17 protein-coding genes and 1 pseudogene are annotated in these 19,822 nt (G+C 63.4%); 9 read left to right on the top strand and 9 right to left on the bottom strand.

The window, feature by feature from the left end:
- Nucleotides 1-84 precede the first annotated feature (84 nt).
- Nucleotides 85-873, top strand: a complete 789-nt coding sequence (locus SGRAN_RS07345; RefSeq protein ID WP_067105599.1) for a GntR family transcriptional regulator — start codon at nt 85-87, stop codon at nt 871-873.
- Here SGRAN_RS07345 and SGRAN_RS07340 read toward each other — a convergent pair.
- Genes SGRAN_RS07340 through SGRAN_RS07330 form a run of 3 tightly spaced genes read right to left on the bottom strand, consistent with a single transcriptional unit; the run spans nt 856 to nt 3,215 of the window.
- Nucleotides 856-1,116: an HpcH/HpaI aldolase/citrate lyase family protein gene (locus SGRAN_RS07340; protein WP_067182126.1), complete on the bottom strand. Its 261-nt coding sequence runs from the start codon at nt 1,114-1,116 to the stop codon at nt 856-858. The two genes, SGRAN_RS07345 and SGRAN_RS07340, sit on opposite strands and share 18 nt — an antisense overlap.
- Nucleotides 1,117-1,131: 15 nt before the next feature.
- A complete protein-coding gene (locus SGRAN_RS07335; RefSeq protein ID WP_067182123.1) occupies nt 1,132-1,707 on the bottom strand; it encodes an HpcH/HpaI aldolase/citrate lyase family protein in 576 nt (191 codons plus the stop codon).
- Between the two features lie 17 nt (nt 1,708-1,724).
- Complete coding sequence (locus SGRAN_RS07330; protein WP_237233916.1) at nt 1,725-3,215, bottom strand: amidohydrolase; 1,491 nt, start codon at nt 3,213-3,215, stop codon at nt 1,725-1,727.
- A 136-nt stretch (nt 3,216-3,351) separates the two neighbouring features.
- On the opposite strand from SGRAN_RS07330, the gene SGRAN_RS07325 reads away from it, so the two are divergent.
- Nucleotides 3,352-5,655, top strand: coding sequence for a TonB-dependent receptor (locus SGRAN_RS07325; RefSeq protein ID WP_082737131.1), 2,304 nt, complete (start codon nt 3,352-3,354; stop codon nt 5,653-5,655).
- Between the two features lie 103 nt (nt 5,656-5,758).
- On the opposite strand, the gene fabG is transcribed toward SGRAN_RS07325, so the two are convergent.
- From fabG to SGRAN_RS07310, 3 genes are all read right to left on the bottom strand, one after another.
- Nucleotides 5,759-6,502: a 3-oxoacyl-[acyl-carrier-protein] reductase gene (fabG, locus tag SGRAN_RS07320; RefSeq protein ID WP_067182116.1), complete on the bottom strand. Its 744-nt coding sequence runs from the start codon at nt 6,500-6,502 to the stop codon at nt 5,759-5,761.
- Between the two features lie 99 nt (nt 6,503-6,601).
- A complete protein-coding gene (gene fabD / locus SGRAN_RS07315) occupies nt 6,602-7,540 on the bottom strand; it encodes an ACP S-malonyltransferase (protein WP_067182113.1) in 939 nt (312 codons plus the stop codon).
- A 44-nt stretch (nt 7,541-7,584) separates the two neighbouring features.
- Nucleotides 7,585-8,412 carry an LD-carboxypeptidase gene (locus tag SGRAN_RS07310; RefSeq protein WP_067182112.1) on the bottom strand — a complete coding sequence of 276 codons (828 nt, stop codon included), beginning with the start codon at nt 8,410-8,412 and terminating at the stop codon, nt 7,585-7,587.
- Nucleotides 8,413-8,480: 68 nt separating this feature from the next.
- Between SGRAN_RS07310 and SGRAN_RS07305 the strand changes: the two genes are divergently transcribed.
- From SGRAN_RS07305 to rplI, 4 genes are all read left to right on the top strand, one after another.
- Nucleotides 8,481-9,863 (top strand): Mur ligase family protein, encoded by a 1,383-nt coding sequence (locus SGRAN_RS07305; protein ID WP_067182109.1) that lies wholly within the window; start codon nt 8,481-8,483, stop codon nt 9,861-9,863.
- A gap of 337 nt (nt 9,864-10,200) precedes the next feature.
- The gene (gene rpsF, locus SGRAN_RS07300) at nt 10,201-10,566 is read left to right on the top strand and encodes a 30S ribosomal protein S6 (RefSeq protein ID WP_067105615.1); all 366 of its coding nucleotides are present in this window, start codon (nt 10,201-10,203) and stop codon (nt 10,564-10,566) included.
- An 11-nt stretch (nt 10,567-10,577) separates the two neighbouring features.
- On the top strand, nt 10,578-10,802 hold the full coding sequence (gene rpsR, locus SGRAN_RS07295) for a 30S ribosomal protein S18 (protein WP_033073748.1): 225 nt from the start codon (nt 10,578-10,580) through the stop codon (nt 10,800-10,802).
- A 13-nt stretch (nt 10,803-10,815) separates the two neighbouring features.
- Complete coding sequence (gene rplI, locus SGRAN_RS07290) at nt 10,816-11,445, top strand: 50S ribosomal protein L9 (RefSeq protein WP_067105617.1); 630 nt, start codon at nt 10,816-10,818, stop codon at nt 11,443-11,445.
- Nucleotides 11,446-12,115: 670 nt separating this feature from the next.
- Here rplI and SGRAN_RS22925 read toward each other — a convergent pair.
- The 3 genes and pseudogenes from SGRAN_RS22925 to SGRAN_RS07280 form a co-directional block, all read right to left on the bottom strand.
- Nucleotides 12,116-13,189 (bottom strand): annotated as a pseudogene (locus SGRAN_RS22925) (recombinase family protein); the annotation flags it as partial.
- A gap of 78 nt (nt 13,190-13,267) precedes the next feature.
- On the bottom strand, nt 13,268-13,465 hold the full coding sequence (locus SGRAN_RS07285; protein WP_067182106.1) for a hypothetical protein: 198 nt from the start codon (nt 13,463-13,465) through the stop codon (nt 13,268-13,270).
- Entirely contained in the window at nt 13,462-13,689 is a 228-nt protein-coding gene (locus SGRAN_RS07280; protein WP_067182103.1) for a helix-turn-helix transcriptional regulator, read from the bottom strand. Before SGRAN_RS07280 ends, SGRAN_RS07285 begins: the two co-directional genes overlap by 4 nt.
- A gap of 445 nt (nt 13,690-14,134) precedes the next feature.
- Between SGRAN_RS07280 and SGRAN_RS07275 the strand changes: the two genes are divergently transcribed.
- The 3 genes from SGRAN_RS07275 (at nt 14,135) to SGRAN_RS07265 (ending at nt 19,713) form a co-directional block, all read left to right on the top strand.
- Nucleotides 14,135-14,785 (top strand): outer membrane protein, encoded by a 651-nt coding sequence (locus SGRAN_RS07275; RefSeq protein ID WP_237233913.1) that lies wholly within the window; start codon nt 14,135-14,137, stop codon nt 14,783-14,785.
- Between the two features lie 486 nt (nt 14,786-15,271).
- A complete protein-coding gene (locus tag SGRAN_RS07270) occupies nt 15,272-17,479 on the top strand; it encodes a KAP family P-loop NTPase fold protein (RefSeq protein ID WP_067182098.1) in 2,208 nt (735 codons plus the stop codon).
- 479 nt (nt 17,480-17,958) lie between these two features.
- On the top strand, nt 17,959-19,713 hold the full coding sequence (locus tag SGRAN_RS07265) for a ParB/RepB/Spo0J family partition protein (protein WP_067182095.1): 1,755 nt from the start codon (nt 17,959-17,961) through the stop codon (nt 19,711-19,713).
- Nucleotides 19,714-19,822: the final 109 nt, after the last annotated feature.

Here is a 19,822-nt window from a genome sequence, read left to right as displayed (position 1 = left end):
GCATAGGCGCTCAACTTCGGGTAAATCCTGTGATATGGGGCGGTCGCAACGGGGCGGAAGCGCCCCTCAAAACCTTGGAAAATCATGGCTCAGAAACCGAACCAGCGAATTGCACAAAAGGGCGTGCCGCTTTACCAGCAGATCGCATCATGGCTGCGCGAAGATATCGACAGCGAGCTGTATCCGGTCGGGTCGCTCCTGCCGCCGGTTCCCGAGCTCGCGAAAGCGTTCGGCGTCGGCAAGCATACCGTCGGCAAGGCATTGGAGCAGTTGAAGAACGGAGGCGTGATATCGATCCGCCGCCGTGGCGGCACGCGAGTGGAAGCGACCCTGGCGACGACCAGTCCCTATGTCGTCCAGGCGTTCGATTCCATCACGCAATACTCCAACATGGCAAAGCTGAAGATCACCGACAAGAATCTGATCGTGGCGCGAAAGGATGTGGCGGAGATGCTGCAGTGCCCGTCCGCCCAGGAATGGCTGCATATCGAAGGATATCGGTCGAGCAACACGTCGGAAGAAGTCGTCGGCTATACCCAGGTTTTCATCAACCGCGCCTTTCCCAAGATTTACGAGCGCGTTAATAAAAACACGCTCATCATCTTCAAAATGTTTCAGGAAATATACGACGAGAGCATCGTCGAAGTTCGTCAGGAGATGCGCGCCATCGTCATTCGCGACAAGGCGGCGAAGGTTCTGAAGGTTCCCGAAGGCACGATCGGCATGCGCTACATAACGCGCTTCTACAGCGCGAAGGGCGAGCAGCTGGAAGTGACGGTCAACATCCACCCGCTGGATAAGCTGAACTTCGCGCAGCATATCGTTTATCCGCGCCCCATCAACGACGCTTCCGGATCACCCGACGCCGGGTGATGCGCGCGCCAACAAGCGTCGGGCCCATGCGATGACCGGGCGGTCGACCATGTGGCCATCGACGCTGACGGCCGCCCCGCCCTGACCTTCCACGGCAAGGACGATTTTTCTCGCGCGTTCGACATCGCGGTCGTCGGGCCGGAAGGCTTCGTGAACGGCAGCGACCTGAGATGGGTGGATGACGACCCTGCCGTCGAACCCCATCCCCGGGAGCCGGCGGCTTTCCTCGGCGAGGCCGTCCATGTCCGCGATGGCGAGTCACGCGCCATCAAGTGCGAGGATGCCTGCGCGTGCGGCGGCCTGAACAATCCGGCCGCGGGCATAATGCAGGGCGTCCCAGTGCATCCCGCTGCCCGTTTCGGCGGAATAGTCGGCCGATCCGAAGCAGATCGCAGCAACATGCGGCGCCATGGCGATTTCGGATGCGTTTTCCAGACCTTCCGCCGTCTCGACAATCGCGATGATCGGACAGCGCAGGTCGATCTCGTCCATCAGCGCGGCGAGCGAACGGACGTCGTTGGAACAGCATGCCTTGGGCAACAGGACGGCATCGGGCCTGATGGCGCAGGTTTCGAGGTGGAGCAGGTCCTTCAGTCCATCGAGGGTCGAAAGGCTGTTGATCCGCAAGGCGCGACGAACCTCCGGCTTGGCGGCGATGGTGAAAAACCCTGCGACTGCGTCGCGCGCCGCCGCCTTGTTCACGCATGCGACGGCGTCTTCCAGATCCACGCAAACGATGTCGGCACCGCTGCCGAGGGCTTTTGCATAGCGATCCGGGCGATCGGCGGGCACGAACAGCGTCGTTCGCGCGACCGGAAGGGTCGGGCTTTCCACGGACCGATTCCCTTCGTTCACTTCATATAGTCGAGCGGCGGATTGCGATCCCCGACAAGCGAGACATATCGATACCCAGTCCCGCGACGCTCGACGAACTCGGCCTTCACTTCGGCCACAAGTTCGGGGGACAGCATCAGGTCGACCGTCGTCAGCGCCATCGTCTTGGCGGCGACATGCATACCCTTCAAGCCGATGGACATGTTGCTGGCCGCGGTGGCCTGCCATGAATGGCCCGAGGTGCCGGGCACATAAGTCGCGGTCCTGATCCAGTTGGTCGGCACCGTCCACGAGACATCGCCGACATCCGACGATCCCGTCCAGATGTCGGTGGGATTCAACTCGACGGGCTGGATTTCCCGCGCCCGATCGATCTTCGGTACAGGCTGCTGGAAACTCTGGATCAGCGTTTGGGCAAAAGCCATTTCCTGCGCATCATAGATCACACCGCCCACCCGTTTCAGATTGTCATGAGAAATCTGCGACAGCCTGGTGTTGGGCAGATAGCCGTAATGACCCGTCAGCACTTCATGGTCGACCGTCGTGCCGGTGCCGAGGGCGGCGCCCTCCGACGCCTTGACGATGCGATCCCAAAGCCTTTGGGCCTCCTGCGCGTCCGGGTCGCGCACGAAATAATAGACCTCTGCGAAATCGGGCACGATATTCGGGGCCGGGTTCGTCCCGGTTATGGCATAGTGGATGCGCGACTTTTCACCGATATGTTCGCGCATCATATTGGCCATCACATTCATCACCTCGACCCCGTCGAGCGCCGACCGCCCCTTGTCCGGCGCGGCAGAGGCGTGCGTGGCATAACCGTGGAAGCGGAATTTGCCGGTGATCATCGCGAGGTTCGATTTGGTGACGGCGGCATTGTAGCTGTCGGGATGCCAGTTCATCATCACATCCACGTCGTTCAGCAGACCATCGCGAACCAGATATGTCTTGCCGCCGCCGCCCTCTTCGGCAGGCGTCCCGTAAACGCGGATCGTACCCCGCCCCTTGTGCGCCGCCAGCCAGTTCCGAACGGCGACAGCGGCCAGAACCGAGCCGACCCCCAGCAGATTGTGTCCACAACCATGGCCGGCGTCGTGCCCGTCCATTGCCTGTTTGACGGGAACACCCGCCTGGGACAGTCCGGGCAAGGCATCGAATTCGGCGAGAATGCCGATGACGGGCTTACCTTCACCATATGAAGCCACAAAGGCCGTCGGCATCCCCGCGATCGGCGTGGTGACCTTGAAGCCGGCCTTCGCCAGGCGCTCCTGAAGAAGCGCGGAGCTTTTGTGCTCCTGATATCCAAGCTCTGCCCAGCGCCCGATCTGCAAAGCGTTCGCGTCGTCGACCGATTGCATATTCTCGATGTCGGCTAACAGAGCACCGTGCCAATCGGAGCGCTCCTGAGCGGCGGTGGGCGCATGGCCGCCCAGCAAGGCGATCGCCATGAAGCCTGCTTGCCATTCCCGCCATTGCATCATTCGTTCCCCCCAAAACTTCGGCTTCTGCAATTTGATATTATATCCGGAAATATTAGTCAATTACGATTGCCAGGCACCGAACCACCCCATCGGCGCATCGGGAAAGAGGTTGGCGCGATACCGCGTCAAAGCAGCCATATCCGGCGAATTATTCGTATAATCGAACATGCACCTGCTTCTACCATATAGAATAAATCCGGTATTAATTGTTGACGGAGAAAGCGGCTGTCACTATCCACGGCGTGGAAGAGGCCGTGGAATGGCCTCCAAAAGGGAGGAAGCGATGCGGTTGAATTATAAGGTGGGACTGTCGGCCCTGGCCCTGCAGGCGACTCTGTTGGCCGCATCCGGCGCGCAGGCGGCGGAGCAGGAAGCCGCGAGAGATGGCGGGATCGACGATATCGTCGTCACCGCGCAGAAGCGCAGCGAAAACCTGCAGAGCGTCCCGATTTCCATCTATGCGCTGAGTGGCGATTCCATCGCCAAGGCCGGCCTGAACGACGTCTATGACCTGGCGTCCTATGCCCCCAGTTTCAAAAGCGACAACGTGGGTCCGGCGGATCCGACGTTCACGATGCGCGGTATCGGGTCGAACGAGCGCGGGGCGGGGAGCGACCGGTCGGTGGTCGTGTTCCTCGACGACATCTATATCGGCCGCAGCTCGGGCACCGTTTTCGAACTGTACGATATCGAGCGCATCGAAATGCTGCGCGGACCGCAAGGCACGCTGAGCGGCCGCAACGTCGTCGGCGGCGCGATCAACATCGTCACCAAGAAACCGACCGAGCGATTCTCGGCAGCGGCCGAGGTAACCCTCGGCAACTATGATCTGAGACAGGCAAAAGCGCGCGTGAACGGAAAGCTCGCCGAAGGCGTCGCTGCCAGCCTCTCCTTCACGACACGCTCGCGCGACGGATTCTACACCTATGCTCCGACCGGCAAGGATACCGACGGGATAAATTCCACCAACCTGCGCTCCAAGATCGCGATCACGGCCAGCGACAATCTGGAAATCCTGCTATCGGGCGATGTCTCACGCTTTCGTCAGGACGGCGTTTCGGCAAAACCGTTCGAAGTCGGGAACTACACCAGGAATACACTCGGCTACACACCGCTTCCCGATCCGTGGACGATCGAGACGTCGCGCCGGGGTTATGCGGAGGTCGATCTGTGGGGCCTGTCGGCACGCGCCGATTTGACGACGGACGTGGGCATTCTGACCTCGATCACCGGCTATCGCCACGTACTGTCGGACAGCGCGCAGGATTCGATCGGTCTGCCGGCGGGCTATTTCCTTTCCTATCTGTCGGCGCGGGAAAAATCGGATTTCTTCTCGCAGGAACTCCGCATGGCTTCGCTTCCCGACAGCGGGCCCCTGACGTGGGTCGTGGGCCTCTATTTCCTCAGGGACGATGTCCACCGGCTCGAAGGCTATGATCGCGATTTCAAGGGGCAGACATCCCGGCCGCTATGGAATCAGGACGCAAGAACCACGAGCATTTCCGGCTTCGCGCAAGGCACGTACAAGCTCACCGACCGGCTGAACCTGACGGCGGGCGTTCGCTACACGCACGACGACAAGCGCCTGCACAACATCCTGACCGATGAATCGGGCGGGACCGCGACCAACGGCCTTACGCCGGGAATTTCGGCGTTCGACGTTTCGGTGCAGAAGAACTTCAACGCCTTTACGCCGAAGGTCACGATCGATTTCTCGCCAAGCGAGGACGCCCTGATCTACGCAACCGTGTCGAAGGGATTCAAGTCGGGCGGCTTCCAGGGGCTGGCTCCCACTGCGGCCGCGGCCTCGCGCGCATTCTTTCCGGAAATCGCCTGGAACTATGAAATCGGCACCAAGACGCGATGGTTCGACAACCGCCTGCAGATCAATCTCGCCGGCTTCTACATGGACTATCAGGATCTCCAGGTCAGCAATCGCATCCTGACCATTCCCGGCGACCAGTCTTCGGCGCTTCGCATCCTGACCAATGCTTCGGACGCCGTCGTCAAGGGCATAGAACTCGAGGTGCTGGCCAAGCCGGTTCCCGGGCTGACGCTGTCAGGGAATTACGCGTATCTCGATACGGAGGTGAAGAAATTCATCATCGGAACCGACGGGACGGACCTGTCCGGAAACCGGCTCGGCAAGGCGCCGAAGAACGCATTCACGATCTCCGGTTCCTATGTCAAAAGCGTCGGCGAGAATTCGGAAATCTCCTTCAACGCCGACTATGTTTATCAAAGCTCGATGTTCTTCTTCATCGAGAACACCCCGACTGCGGAAGAGCCGGCTTACGGCATCTTGAACGGGCGGATCACCTATACGCTCAACAACTGGTCCTTTACGCTGTTCGGCCGCAATATCACCGACAAGCTCTACAGAACGAAGACCGTTCCCGTCGGGGATGGGGCTTTCTCGGGATTCGGGGATCCGGCCACCTATGGCGTAACCGTCGGCTATAAATTCTAGGGCCGCGCTTCATCGACTGCATGGTCGAATGACGAGGGCGACGAGAGCGATCGCCAACATGCCGTGACATGCCGCCCCTGCAAAGGCAGGGGCGGCAAATGGATCAGGACAGCATCGCCATGCCGCCGTTGACGTGGATCGTCTGGCCGGTGACGTAGCCGGCCTCGCGCGACGCGAGGTAGACGACCGCGGCGGCGATGTCGCTTCCTTCACCCATCCGGCCCGCCGGGATGCGCTGGTTGAGCGCTTCCTTCTGCGCGTCGGGCAGCCCGTCGGTCATCGCGGTGGCGATGAAGCCCGGTGCGACGCAGTTCACGGTGACACCGCGGCTCGCCAGTTCCTGCGCCAGCGCCTTGGTCATGCCGGTGACGCCCGCCTTCGACGCGGCATAATTGGCCTGCCCCGGATTGCCCGTCGCCCCGACGACGCTGGTGATCGAGACGATGCGGCCGAAACGCGCCTTCATCATCGGCTTGGCGGCGGCGCGGCACAGGCGGAAATTCGCCTCGAGGTTGATGCGGATGACGTCCGACCATTCCTCGTCCTTCATGCGCAGGATCAGATTGTCGCGCGTGACGCCGGCATTGTTGACGAGAATATCGAGCGTCCCGCCCAGCGCCTCGACCGCCGAAGGCACGAGCGCGTCCACCGCGGCGGCATCGCCGAGATTGCACGGCAAGGCGACCGCATCGCCGCCGAGGCTGTCGCGGAAGCCGTTCAGCTTGTCGGCATTGGAACCCGAAACCGCAAGCCGCGCGCCCTGCGCGGCAAGCGCCTGCGCGATCGCGGACCCGATGCCCCCCGAAGCGCCGGTAACGAGGGCGGTCATGCCGGTGAGATCGAACATCGTGTCATTCCTTTATACCTGGGCCGGGCGGCCGGACATCGACTTCCTGCGATCTGGTCGAGCCATTTTCCCTGCAATCTCCGCGTCTCCGCGTGAATCCTAAAAAGCCTTCAGCAGCGCTTCAATATCGTCCATCGAAATCACGCTTACCGTCTCCACCTCGCCGCCGGCGCTGCGCTTGACCATCGGCGACAGCACCTTGCCGCCGATTTCGACGAAGCGGTCGACGCCGATATCTTCCATCGCGCGGACGCTTTCGCGCCAGCGGACGCGGCCCGTCACCTGGCTGACGAGAAGGTCGCGGATCGTGTCGGCATCGCTGACCGGCGCCGCGGTGACGTTGGCGACCACCGGGACCAGCGGCGCGGCGGGCGGATTCGCGCCCAGCGCCTCGGCCATCGCATCGGCGGCGGGCTGCATCAGCGGGCAGTGGAAGGGGGCCGAGACGGGCAGCAGCACGCCGCGCTTGATGCCATAGTCCTTGACCAGCGCGACCGCGCGCTCGACCGCGCCCTTGTGGCCCGAGATCACGACCTGCGACGGGTCGTTGTCGTTGGCGACGGTGCAGACCTCGCCCTCGGCCGCCGCGTCGGCGAGTTTCTGCGCGGTGTCGATGTCGGCGCCGAGCAGCGCCGCCATCGCGCCCACGCCGACCGGCACCGCCGCCTGCATCGCCTGCCCGCGCGTCTTCAGCAGCCGCGCCGCGGTCGCGAGGTCGAACGCTCCCGCCGCGCACAGCGCCGTATATTCGCCGAGGCTGTGGCCCGCGACATAGTCCGCGATCGCCGTCAGCGTCACGCCGCCTTCCTTTTCCAGCACCCGCAGCGTCGCGATCGCGTTCGCCATGATCGCCGGCTGCGCGTTTTCGGTCAGCGTCAGCTCGTCTTCCGGCCCCTCGCTCATCAGCTTAAACAGATGCTGGCCGAGCGCCTCGTCCACCTCCTGAAACACCTCGCGCGCGTGGCTTGACGCGTCGGCGAGCGCCCTGCCCATGCCGACCGACTGGCTGCCCTGACCTGGAAAGATGAATGCGCGCATCTGGCGTCCCCTTGGTGTGATTTGTCACACCCGCGCCTATTGCCTCACCCGGCGCGATGCAAGCCGAAGGGAACGACCTTGTTCGTCGCATCGTGCCCGATGTCGGCGCGGCCGAGCCAGGCGATGCCGGTTCGCGCACACCAGTCTCGCGCGATCGCCTCCGCCTCCATCCCGAACGGCCGGTCGTTCACGGGCACATCGCTGACGCGGCCGAGGCGCAGCCCCGCCAGCCCGCGCGGCGCGAGGCAGCTTGCGACATGGAAGAAGGCGCGGTCGAAGGCATAGAGATATTCGCTCACCTCCTCGACGAGCAGCACATGGCCGCCGAGATCGGGTTCGAGCGGGGTTCCGAGCAGCATCGACAGCGTCATCAGGTTGAACGCGGCATGGCGCGCACCGTGGGCGAGGCCCGGCTCGCAGGCGGCGGGATCGCGCGCGACCAGCCAGTCGAGCGCACGCGCCACCGCCGCCTCGCCGTCCGCGCGGCGGACATCGGCGACCATCGGGCCGTGCGCGACATGGTCGAACCCCTCGCGATAGAGGCAGGCGAGAAGATTGCCCTGATCCGAATAGCCGAGGAACGCCTTGTGCCGCGCGCCCTCCCCCATCGCGGCGACGGCGTCCCCGGCGATCCGGCATGCGCCATAGCCGCCGCGCGCAAACCAGATCGCGTCGATGTCGGGACGGTTCGCCATCGCGACCAGCGCCTCGCGCCGCACCGCGTCGGCGCCCGCGAAATGACCATGGCTGACGAAGCATTGCGGGTCGAAGACCAACTCGACCTCGGGATAGCCGAGCGCCGCGATCGCGCGCACCGCCTCTGCATCGTCGGGCAATATGGGGGTCGAGGGGGCGACGATTCCGATGCGCATGACTAGAAGCACCTCCCAAGCGCTGAGTGCCGGTTGCAAACCCGTCTCCAAGGCCATAACGCGCGGGCATGGCCGAAAACAAATCCTATTTCTTCTGCGGCATCGGCGGATCGGGGATGCTGCCGCTGGCGATGATCGTCGCGGCGCGCGGAGCCGCGGTTTCGGGGTCGGACCGCAGCCGAGACCAGGGGCGCACGCCCGACAAGTTCGAGTGGATCGCCGGCCGCGGCGTCGCGCTGTTTCCGCAGGACGGTAGCGGCGTCGCGGCGGGCCAGACGCTCGTCGCCTCCGCCGCGGTCGAGGATGACGTGCCCGACGTCGCGGCGGCGCGCGCGCTCGGCCTGCCGCGGCTGACGCGCGCCGACCTCAACGCCGCGCTGTTCAACGCCGCCGACACGGCGGTCGGCGTCGGCGGAACGAGCGGGAAGTCGACCGTCACCGGGATGATCGGCTGGATATTGGAGAGCGCGGGGCGGAGGCCGACCGTGATGAACGGCGCGGTGATGCGCAATTTCGCCAGCGCCGACACCCCCTTCGCCAGCGCGCTGATCGGCGATCCGGCGACTTATGTCAGCGAGGTCGACGAAAGCGACGGGTCGATCGTGCTCTATCGCCCCGACGTCGCGGTCGTCACCAACATCAGCCTCGACCACAAGAGCCTCGACGAACTGCATCGGCTGTTCGGCGATTTCGCCGCAAAGGCGCGCGTCGCCGTGATAAACGCCGACGACGCCGAATCGGCGCCGCTGCTCGCCGGCGGCAACGTCCTGCGTTTCGGCTTTTCCGACGCTGCGGCGGTGCGCGGCAGCGATTTCGAGCCGCTGCCCGACGGATGCCGCTTCACCGTGCATTTCGCGGGCGACAGTCACGCCGCGCGCCTGCGGATGCCGGGACGCCACAATGCCGCCAACGCCCTCGCTGCGATCGCGGCGGCGCGCTCGCTCAATATCCCGGTGGCGCAGTCGGTCGCGGCGTTGGCCGATTTCGCGGGCCTCGCGCGCCGCTACGAGGTGCTCGGCCAGACGGGCGGCGTCACCGTCATCGACGATTTCGCGCACAATCCGGACAAGGTGGCCGCGACGCTGGCGGCGGTCGCCGAACTGCCGGGCCGCGCGCTGCTCTTCTTCCAGCCGCACGGCTATGGTCCGCTCCGCCAGATGGGCCAGGAACTGGCGGCGAGCTTTGCGTGCGGGATGCGCGACGGCGACCGGCTGTTCGTCTGCGATCCGGTCTATTTCGGCGGCACCGTCGACCGCAGCATCGGCAGCGAGGCGCTGGTCGCCGACATCGTCGCCGGCGGTGGAGACGCGGTCCACCTGACGACGCGCGCGGCATGCGGCGCGGCGATGCTCGACGCGGCGAAGCCCGGCGACCGCATTCTGATCCTCGGCGCGCGCGACGACACGCTGACCGAATTCGGGCGGGAGTTGCTGGAGCGCCTTGGCTCTTAGAGGATTCGCGCAGAGGCGCAGAGATCGCAGAGAGAGAGATGGCGCCTTCCGCGAAGCGGCATTCACTTACGACGGCGCGGCAGGCCGCGACGCAAAGGAAGGAAGGGGCCTTGCGGCCCGATATTTCTCCTCTGCGATCTCTGCGCCTCTGCGCGAATCTCTGCCCGCCTCACCCTTGCTTATCGCGCTGAAATCTGTATAGGCGCCCGCATTCGGGGCGAGGCCTTGTGCCTGTCGCCCCGTTTGCTTTGCATGAACAGGCAAAGCCGGACGACAGCCGGAGGGGTTTCGCGATCGGCGCGAAATCAGCGATCGGCCAAATGAAGGAAGCGCAACCATGCCGTTCTACGAGCATGTATTCATCGCGCGTCAGGACCTGAGCCAGGCTCAGGTCGACGCGCTGGCGGAAAATGTCGCCACGATCGTCACCGACCACAAGGGCACGATCCACAAGACCGAAACTTGGGGCCTGAAGCAGCTCGCCTACAAGATCGCGAAGAACCGCAAGGGTCACTATGCGATGGTGTCTGTCGAAGCGCCGGGCGAAGCCGTCGCCGAGATCGAGCGCCAGGCTGCGATCAACGAAGATATCATCCGCTGGATGACGATCCGCGTCGACGAGCTCGAAAAGGGTCCGTCGGTGATGATGCGCAAGCAGGAACGCCGCGGCGGCCGTGGCCGTGACCGCGACGGCGAAGAATAAGGAGAAGCACCATGGCACGACCCTTTTTCCGTCGCCGCAAGACCTGCCCCTTCAGCCAGAAGGACGCACCGGTCATCGATTACAAGGACGTCCGCCTGCTCCAGGGTTACCTGTCGGAGCGCGGCAAGATCGTCCCGTCGCGGATCACCGCGGTATCCACCAAGAAGCAGCGTGAGCTGGCCCGCGCGATCAAGCGCGCTCGCCACATCGGCCTGCTCCCCTACATCGTGAAGTAAGGAGGGCGGACCGATGGAAATCATCCTGCTCGAACGTATCGAGAAACTGGGCGGTATCGGCGACGTCGTCACCGTCAAGAACGGCTTTGCGCGCAACTATCTGCTGCCCAACCACAAGGCGCTGCGCGCGAACGACGCCAACCGCAAGCTGTTCGAAGCGAACCGCTCGAAGATCGAGGCCGACAACGCCGAACGCCGCAGCGCCGCCGAAGGCCGCGCCAAGGACGTCGACGGCAAGCAGGTCGTGCTGATCCGCCAGGCGTCGAACACCGGCCAGCTCTACGGCTCGGTGTCGGTGCGCGACATCGTCGACGCGCTGGTCGAGGACGGCGTGACCAACATCACCAAGGCGATGGTCGAGCTCGAACGCCCGATCAAGTCGCTCGGCCTGTTCGACGTCAAGGTCCGGCTGCACCCCGAGGTGAGCGTCACCGTCGGCGTCAACGTCGCCCGCTCGCCCGACGAAGCCGAAATGCAGAGCCAGGGCATCGACGTGATCGCGGCCATGTTCGAGGAAGAACATGCCGAAGCGGTCGCCGCGGCGCTGGAACCCGACAGCGAGGACGAGTTCGAGGACGCGACACCGCCGTCGGAAGCGGTTGCGGAAGACGCGCCTGCGGCCGACGAGGGCGAAGAGGCCTAAGCCTCTCTTCCTCTCGCAAGAGACAAAAAGGCTCCGAAACCGCATGGTTTCGGAGCCTTTTTGTCATCGTCTCGCCGGATTTCCGTACCGCCGTCGTACCTCCCTGCCGTCGCCCCGGCGAACCCGGGACCACCGATGTTATAACTCGGCTCGGGTCCGGGTTTGGCGTGTCGCTAGCGAAGTCAAGAATGCCGATCAGCGACCCGTGAAGCGTAGCGTCGACCTCGCCGCGCCCTTCACCGGGATGAAGCACGATCTTGCCGACGATGGAACGGATGTCGGATGAGGCATCGAGCTGGGTTTGGGGGCTGTTGAGAGTGTCAGTCAGTGCCGCGACCTTGCGCTTGTAGATTTCGGCGATGCCGGGATGAACATCCGGAATGGCTGGCGGGGCTTCGATGAGCCGCGCACTGACTTCGGCCTTCTCGCGCTCGAGTTCCGCCATCCGCGCCTTCATCGACGGCTGATAGAGCCCGTCCTCAATCGCCGCCATGATGCCGGCGACCGCTCGGTCGATCCTTGCAAGCGCGCGGGTGTCCGCGTCGGCCTGAATACGCTGCTCGCGATTCTCTCGATTGATGTGTTCTGCATAAGCCTTCACCGCCGCTTCGATCTTGTCGGCCGACACCAGCCGGTCGGCGATGCCGACGAGCGCGCGGCGTTCGAGTTCACTGCGCCGGATCGTCCGCCCATTGGTGCAACTGCGCTTGCGATGATGTCCGGTGCAGCCATAGCGATCGTGGACGACGATCGCATAAGGACCACCACAGACACCACATTCGAGAAGGCCCGATAGCAGATAGGCCGGACGCCGCTTGGCGTGCAGCGCTCGCGCCTGCGCGGCTTCCTTTACCGCAACATAGCGCCGGGCGATGTCCGCCTGCTGGCGCTTCACCGCCTCCCACAGCGCGTCGCTGACGATACGCAGATCGGGAACCTCCTTCCGGATCCATTCGGATTCGGGATTGAGACGGCTGACGCTCTTTCCCGTGCCGGGGTCTTTGACATATTGCTTATGGTTCCAGACGCGCACTCCGACATAAAGTTCGTTGTTAATGATGCCGGTCCCGCGCCGCACGTCGCCGCGGACGCTGGTATCGCGCCAAGCAGCACCTTTCGGGCCGGAGATGCCTTCGGCGTTGAGATCGCGCGCGATCGCGCGCGGGCTCTTTCCACTCGCGAACTCGCGAAAGATGCGCTCGACGACAAGCGCCTCGGCCGGATCGATCTCGCGCTCGCCGCGCACCAACTCGCCTTCGCTCGAAAGCCGCCGCACCATCCGATAGCCATAGCCGACGGCGCCCGCCGAGAAGCCTTTCTCGACCCGCCCGCGAAGGCCGCGATGCGTCTTCTTGGCAAGGTCTTTGAGGAACAGCGCGTTCATCGTGCCCTTGAGCCCGACGTGCAGCTCGCTGATTTCGCCTTCGGCCAGCGTCACGAGCGGAACGCGCGCAAACTGGAGATGCTTGAACAATGTCGCGACATCGGCCTGATCGCGCGATACCCGGTCGAGCGCTTCAGCGACCACCATATCGAACTTCCCCGCTTGCGCATCGGCGAGCAGCGACTGGATACCCGGCCGCAGGATCATGCTCGCCCCCGAGATGGCAGCATCCGCATAGCTGTCCGCAATCACCCAGCCTTCGCGCTCCGCGCGTTCGCGGCAGATGCGCTGCTGGTCGGCGATCGACGCCGAGCGTTGCTGGTCGGAGGAATAGCGGGCATAGAGCGCGGCGCGGATCATGACATCTTCCTTTCCATGTCGCGGCACCAAGAGGCCGCGCAGCCGGATAAGACAGTCTCGCGCGGGCCTACCCTAGCGTCAACGCTTTGGGGCCGACGGGTTTTTCTGTAGCTCGTTGTCGTTGGCGGCCGTTCGGATATGCTCGCGAGCGATATGCCGCCCGATCGCTTCGGCGACGCGTGTCAGTGCCGCATCAACGGCGTCAGGATCGATCGACGCCGGGTTATCGTTCGCGGCCGTCACGAGCCGCGTGCGCGGCGTTTCGTCCTTCTTCATATCGGCCCGCCATCGAACGGCGGATTGTCATTGTCGGCGCGGTAGGCGGGCGGATCGGCAATCCATCGGTTGACGGCGGACTCGTGCCATCCGGCACCGTGAACGTTGATCTTCACCCGCTGCGGGAAAGTGCCTTCGTGCATCTTTCGGTAGAGCGTCGACCGCGACAGGCCAGTGCGAGCAAGTACGGTGCGGAGACGGATGATCCTGTCGGGAACGGGCATTAGCTATACTCCATCATGTGAGGGTCGGTGGTCACGCCTGGAGCTAGAATTGGTGATACGGATGCGCAGCACAACCGTCCCTTCGGGGCATCTCGGGTCGCGTCGGGTGGCGTAGTGTCCTCTGGCGTTTCCTGTCGTCCGCTGTCGTACAAAAAGGCGGCGTAAATATTTTTCCCATACTGTCCCAGCCACCGGCTACGGGGCCAAGATTGGCGCACGCGATCAGCCCATTCAGACCAGTTTCCCGATTCGGCGCCGGTAGGAAGCACCGTTGATGACGAAAGCTGAGAGAAAGAAGTTAGTTTCGCAGGTAATTAATCCTCGATTAAGTCCCGCGCGAACGTCGCTCCTCAATCAAGCCGAAACTGTAGCAATAGCGCAACACCTAACAAGTGTTTGCCATGAAGCAAGTAAATCAGATTGACTTACGGGAGCATTTCTCCAAATGGGCGCCGCGCTTTGCGCCAAGAATATTGGAGGAATTAGAATGAAAAAAGCAGTTTTTGCGGTTCTCGCCACCTGTGTTGTTTCCGTTCCCGCCTACGCGCAGGAAGATGCCTCGCTCGGCGGCGCGAAGGTCGGCCTCGTCGCGGGCTATGACAGCGTCAAGCTGAGCCTCGACGGCGAAAGCGCGTCGAAGGGCGGCTTTGCCTACGGCCTTACCGCGGGGTACGATTTCGATCTCGGCAATGCCGTGGTTGGCGTGGAAGCCGAACTGGCGGATTCGACCGCCAAGGAATCGGTGACCGACATCCTCGAAGCTGGCGATGAAGCGTCGATCTCCGCATCGCGCGACCTCTATGTTGGTGCGCGCGTCGGCTTCGCGGTAGGCTCGAATGTTCTCCTCTACGCCAAGGGCGGTTACACCAACGTCCGCATCAAGGCACGTTATGCGGACAGCACTGGCAGCATCAGCGACAGCGATACGCTCGACGGCTTTCGCGTCGGCGCGGGCGCCGAGCTTGTCGGCCAGATCAACTTCGCTCGTCTCGAATATCGCTATTCGGACTATGGCGAATACAGCTCCGGCGGGTTCGACACCGGCATTTCGGCGTCGCGCCATCAGATCGTCGCCACCGGCGGCTTCCGCTTCTGACAGCAACAACAAGCCGAACAATCGAAAGGGCGGAGGCTATGCTTCCGCCCTTTTTTTCGTCCTGCTCGACCGCTCCGCGGCCGGTCAGCAACGAGCTCCCCATGCAACCAGCTACGGATTGGCTTGGCGCCCCGCCTGCGACGGCCGCGCTCTATTCCGCTTCGCTCCATCGAGCCGCCGCTACGCCCCGTCTCGTCGGCTGACGCCGTAACGATCGCTGACGCGAGGGCCCGGAGCCTGGCTCCGGCCCGAAGGTCATCGCGCGTGCCGCGCGCTGGCGTAGCCTCCGGCCGTGCGGGGGGGGCGCCGCTCTCCTTTGAGGCCCGCCCGGCAGGGCGCAACCCCTGCGGGGTCCTCCACTCTGTTCCGGCCTGCGGTGCGCCCTGCCTTGCAGGCGGGCCTTTTGCCGTCGGAGGTCGAGCGCACTGATCCGGACTGGTCTGTAAAGGTGCTTTTCCGGATTTGCGCATTTGGTAGAGGTTGGGGATGACGGAGCAAAACCAGCAAGCCGGTTCGACGATGCGCGGCGATCGGAAACTCGGCAAGGGCGATGTCGACCGGCTCGGTTTCGAGCCGCTCGCCGGGCGTATTGCCGAGATCCTGACCGATCCGGCCATTCGCGACAGCATGGTCATCGGGCTCGAAGGGCGCTGGGGGTCGGGCAAATCCAGCCTGCTACATCTCATCGAGCGGGAACTCGAAAAAGATGGGGCACTGCCGCACAGCCTTGTGCCGTTTCGGCCGTGGCTGGTGAGTAAACGCGATGCATTGCTCGCAGCGTTGTTCGCCGAGCTTGCTATGGCGATCGAACGGATAGAGGCCGACCGGGGAGACGCGACGCGGGCGACCGGGGCAAAGGCGAAACGCGCGGTCGATGCAGTGCGGGATTTCGCGGGCGCGCTCGGCAAATTTGGCGGGCTTGTCGAGGTCGCGGGTTCGCTCATGGCCAATCCGATTCTCGCCGGCGCGGGCAAGGCGATCAGCGCGGCGGGCGAGGCTGGCGCGCGCGATAAGGCAGGCAAGCCGCTTGCCGAACTGAAACGCGAGCTTGAGGAAGCCTTGGGGGCGCTCGATCACCGCATCATCGTCACGATCGACGATCTCGACCGTCTCGAACCCGCCGAGACGATCGAGGTGCTACGCCTCGCCCGCTCGGTCGCCGACCTGCCCAATGTCGTCTATCTGCTTTGCTATGACGGCAATGTCATTGCCAAAAGCATCGAGACCGCCGCGAACATCGACGATGGCCGGGCCTTTCTGGAGAAGATTGTCCAGCTCACGATCATGGTGCCCCAGCCCGAGACCTTTCAGCTTCGCTTCTGGTTCGAGAGCGAGCTGCGCGACATTGCAGTCAACCTCGATGAAGGCGTAATGATCCGTCTTAAGATGGTCGTAGAACAGGAGGGCGGAACGTGGCTGACCACGCCGCGCGCCGTCAACCGCGCCCTCGATTCGATCCGCCTTCTCTGGTCTCCGCTGCGAGAGGCTGGTCTCGATTTCGCCGATCTCGTTTGGCTGCAATTGCTCAAGGATGGCAATCCGAGGCTCTATCGTTGGGTCGAGGATTATAGCGCCGTCGCGGCAGAGGTCGCGATTGGTGCCGCGCGTGTCGACGAGCAGGAGCGCTCGGACATGCTGAAGAAGCTCCAGCAGGCGATGGGCGAGGAACATTGGGAAAATCCCTATTATCGTGCGCAGTTCGCTGAACATCTGCCGGGAATCGAGGTCGATTATGGCAAGCAGGGCCAAGGCTTCAACCTCCTTGCCCGCGTATCGCACGCCGCCCGCAACATAATGATCGCCAACCGGCGGTTGCTCAGTCCCGATCATTACCGGCAGTATTTTGCGCTCGCGGCGCCATCTTATTCGCTCATGCAGAGCGATTTCGATCAATTCTGGGACGCCGCCGACACCGATCCCGCTGCCGTTGCCAAGACACTGATCGAGCTTCACGAGGCGAATGCCTCGCGCCCTGTCGGCAAGGCCGACCTGCTTCTCGAACGCGTCGGTGACCGGATACCGACGCTCGATCAGGCAAAAGCACGCACCATATTGCTTGGATTTGCCGAGGGTCTCGACGCAGCCTATCGCGCGCGGCCTTTCGACCGCTTTTGGGTCTTTTCGCTATGGGATCGCGCGGAGCGTCTGGTTCCGCATCTACTTCAACAGGTTGGCGATGACCGAGCGGCCGTGCTCGATACCATGTTCAAGTCCGGGGCGTCGATTGGCTGGCTCACGAGCCTCTATCGCCATGACGTCTTTTTTCAAGGGCGCTTCGGTGACGAACGCAAGCCTGAATCGGAGTGGCTCTTTACAGCCGCAGAGATGGACCGGATCGCGCGGATAGTGGAAGGTCGCTATTCTTCGATGTCACTTAGCGAGGTCTTGTCCACGATTGACCCGCGCCAGCTCTTCCTTACTTGGGCACAAGGCGGCGATGCGTCTGGGCCGACGGCGTTCATTGCCCGCTATGTGGACGATGACGAAAATTTCCTGCTCATCGTTGCTGTCTTACAAGGCGACGTCGGAACGACCGAAGGCCGCTTCAAGATTCTCAAGCGGGACTCGCTGCAACCAATGATCGGCTATGAAGCGGCGAGGGAACGCGTCGGGAAGCTGGCGGCAGGAAAATCAGGCGTCAGCGCGCTGGCCCAGCAACTCAAGAAAAGCTTCGAAGACGGCGACCATTTCTAAATCGCAGATCTCGGGTGGCCGCTTGATAGCCCTCACCCCGAAGCGGGTGCCGAGACCGGACTGTCAGGAATCGGCCAGAACGGCCAAAGTTTCGACATGTACAACCTGCTCGATCAGGTCTTTGTGGCGTCCCGCCTGCGGCGGCTGCGCTCTATTCCGCTTCGCTCCACCGAGCCGCCGCTTCGCACCGTCTCGTCGGCTGACGCCGTAACGATCGCTGACGCCAATGGCCGGAGCCTGGCTCCGCCCGGAGGTCATCGCGCGTGCCGCGCGCTGGCGTGGCCTCCGGCCGTGCGGGGTGGTCGGTCGCTCTCCTCTGAGGCCCGCCCGGCAGGGCGCAACTCCTTTCGGGGTCTTTCACTTCGTTGCAGCCCTTCGGGTGCGCCCTGCCTTGCAGGCGGGCCTCTCCGGTCGCTCTCGCCGCCCACCCCGCTCAGCCGGGGCTGCGGTGGTTTGGAAAGAGCAAAGGAGATAGGATCATGGAACTCAAGCATATCGAACTGTCGCAGCTTGCCGTGTCGCCCGCCAACATGCGCGGCGTCGCCAAGAAGCCGGACCTCACCAATATCCTGCCGTCGGTGCGGGCACGCGGTATTTTGGTCCCGCTAATCGTTCGCCCCAATGGTTCGGAAGATGCCTATGAGATCGTTGCGGGTAAACGGCGCTATCATGCGGCGCTGACCATCGCCGAAGAATGCGGCGGCATCGACCCGCTGCCCTGTGCGGTGATGGAAGCCGGTGACGACGCAGCGGCGCTCGAAGCCTCACTCATCGAGAATATCGCCCGTCTCGACCCCGACGAGATTAACCGCTGCGAATCCTTCACCCGTCTTGTCCGTGAAGGCCGGAGCATCGAGGACATCGGCCTGACCTTTGGACTCACCTCGTTACAGGTGAAGCGGACCCTCGCCATCGGCAATCTCTTGCCACGCATCCGGGGTCTCTATCGCAGCGACAAGATCGATGCGGTGACGATGCGACACCTCACCCTCGCCACCAAGGCGCAACAGCGCGAATGGCTGGCGCTGGTCGATTGCCCCGAGAAGCACGCCCCGACCGGAAGCCAGCTCAAATCATGGCTGTTCGGCGGCAGCGCAATTGCGGCCAAGGTCGCGATGTTCGACCTTGCCGATTACAAGGGCGTCGTCATTTCGGACCTGTTCGGCGAGGACGGCTATTTTGCCGACGCCGAAGCATTCTGGGCCGCGCAATTAGCCGAGGTTGAGAAGCAAGCCGACTTCTATCGCGGTGTTGGCTGGTCCGATGTCGTCGTCATGGAGCGCGGTTCATACTTCAATAGCTGGGAGCATGAGCGTTGCCCGAAGAAGAAGGGCGGCAAGATATTCGTGACCGTCAGCCATCGCGGCGAGGTCGCCTTCCACGAAGGCTATATCACGATGAAGGAAGCGCGGCAGCGCGCCAAGGGCGAAGCGGGAACCGAAGTTGCCAAGCCCGCGCGTCCTGAAATCAGCGCGGCGCTCGGCAATTATATCGACCTTCACCGCCATGCCGCCGTTCGCGTATCCTTGCTGTCCGAACCGGGCATTGCGCTGCGCATGGTGGTGGCTCACGCCATCGTTGGATCGCATCTTTGGCGGGTCGATGTCGAGAAGCAGCGCGCGCCGAGCGATGTGATTGCCGAGAGCGTCGAGGTGTCGCCGAGCGAAGCAGCGTTCGACAAGGCGCGGCGGTCGGTTCTCGACCTGTTTGGGTTCGATACCGAAACGCCCACCGTGGTTGGCGGCTACGACGGCGATCATGGCATTGCCGGACTGTACGCCCGCTTGGCGGCGCTGTCCGATGAGGCGGTGATGCGCATCCTTCCCGTCGTGATGGGCGAGACGCTTGCCGTCGGCAGCGCCGAGGTTGATATGCTGGGCCAGATCACCGGAACCGACATGCGGACATGCTGGAACGATAGTGCCGTGCTTCCCGATCTCATCCGCGACAAGCAATTGCTCAATGCGGTCGTCGCCGAGGTCGCGGGAACCGACGTAGCGGAGGCGAATGCGGGAGCGACGACGAAGGTGCAGCGCGGCATCCTTGTCGACTGTCTCACCGGCAGTAATGGCCGGGCGAAGGTCGACGGCTGGCTTCCCCGCTGGTTCGCCTTCCCGCCGTCCGCTTACACGGAACGCGGCGGCGTCGGCTGTGTCGAGCGGAGCGAGAATATCGCGGCGCTGATCGCGCGCCCCGACAATACGGGAGAACCAGAGCTTCGCGAAGCCGCCTGACACGTTCCCATCATCGGAGGAACGGCGCTGCCGTTCCTCTAGATATTTTGGCCCGGCGCAAAGCGCCGGGCAATCTGTTCTTGCCAAGTGACGGGCATTGCCCGAAGAT

Origin of the sequence: Sphingopyxis granuli, from assembly GCF_001559015.1 — a bacterium.
GTDB classification, from domain to species: Bacteria; Pseudomonadota; Alphaproteobacteria; order Sphingomonadales; family Sphingomonadaceae; genus Sphingopyxis; species Sphingopyxis granuli.
Note: the sequence above shows the minus strand (reverse complement) of the source record. Positions and strands in the feature narration are given on the sequence as shown.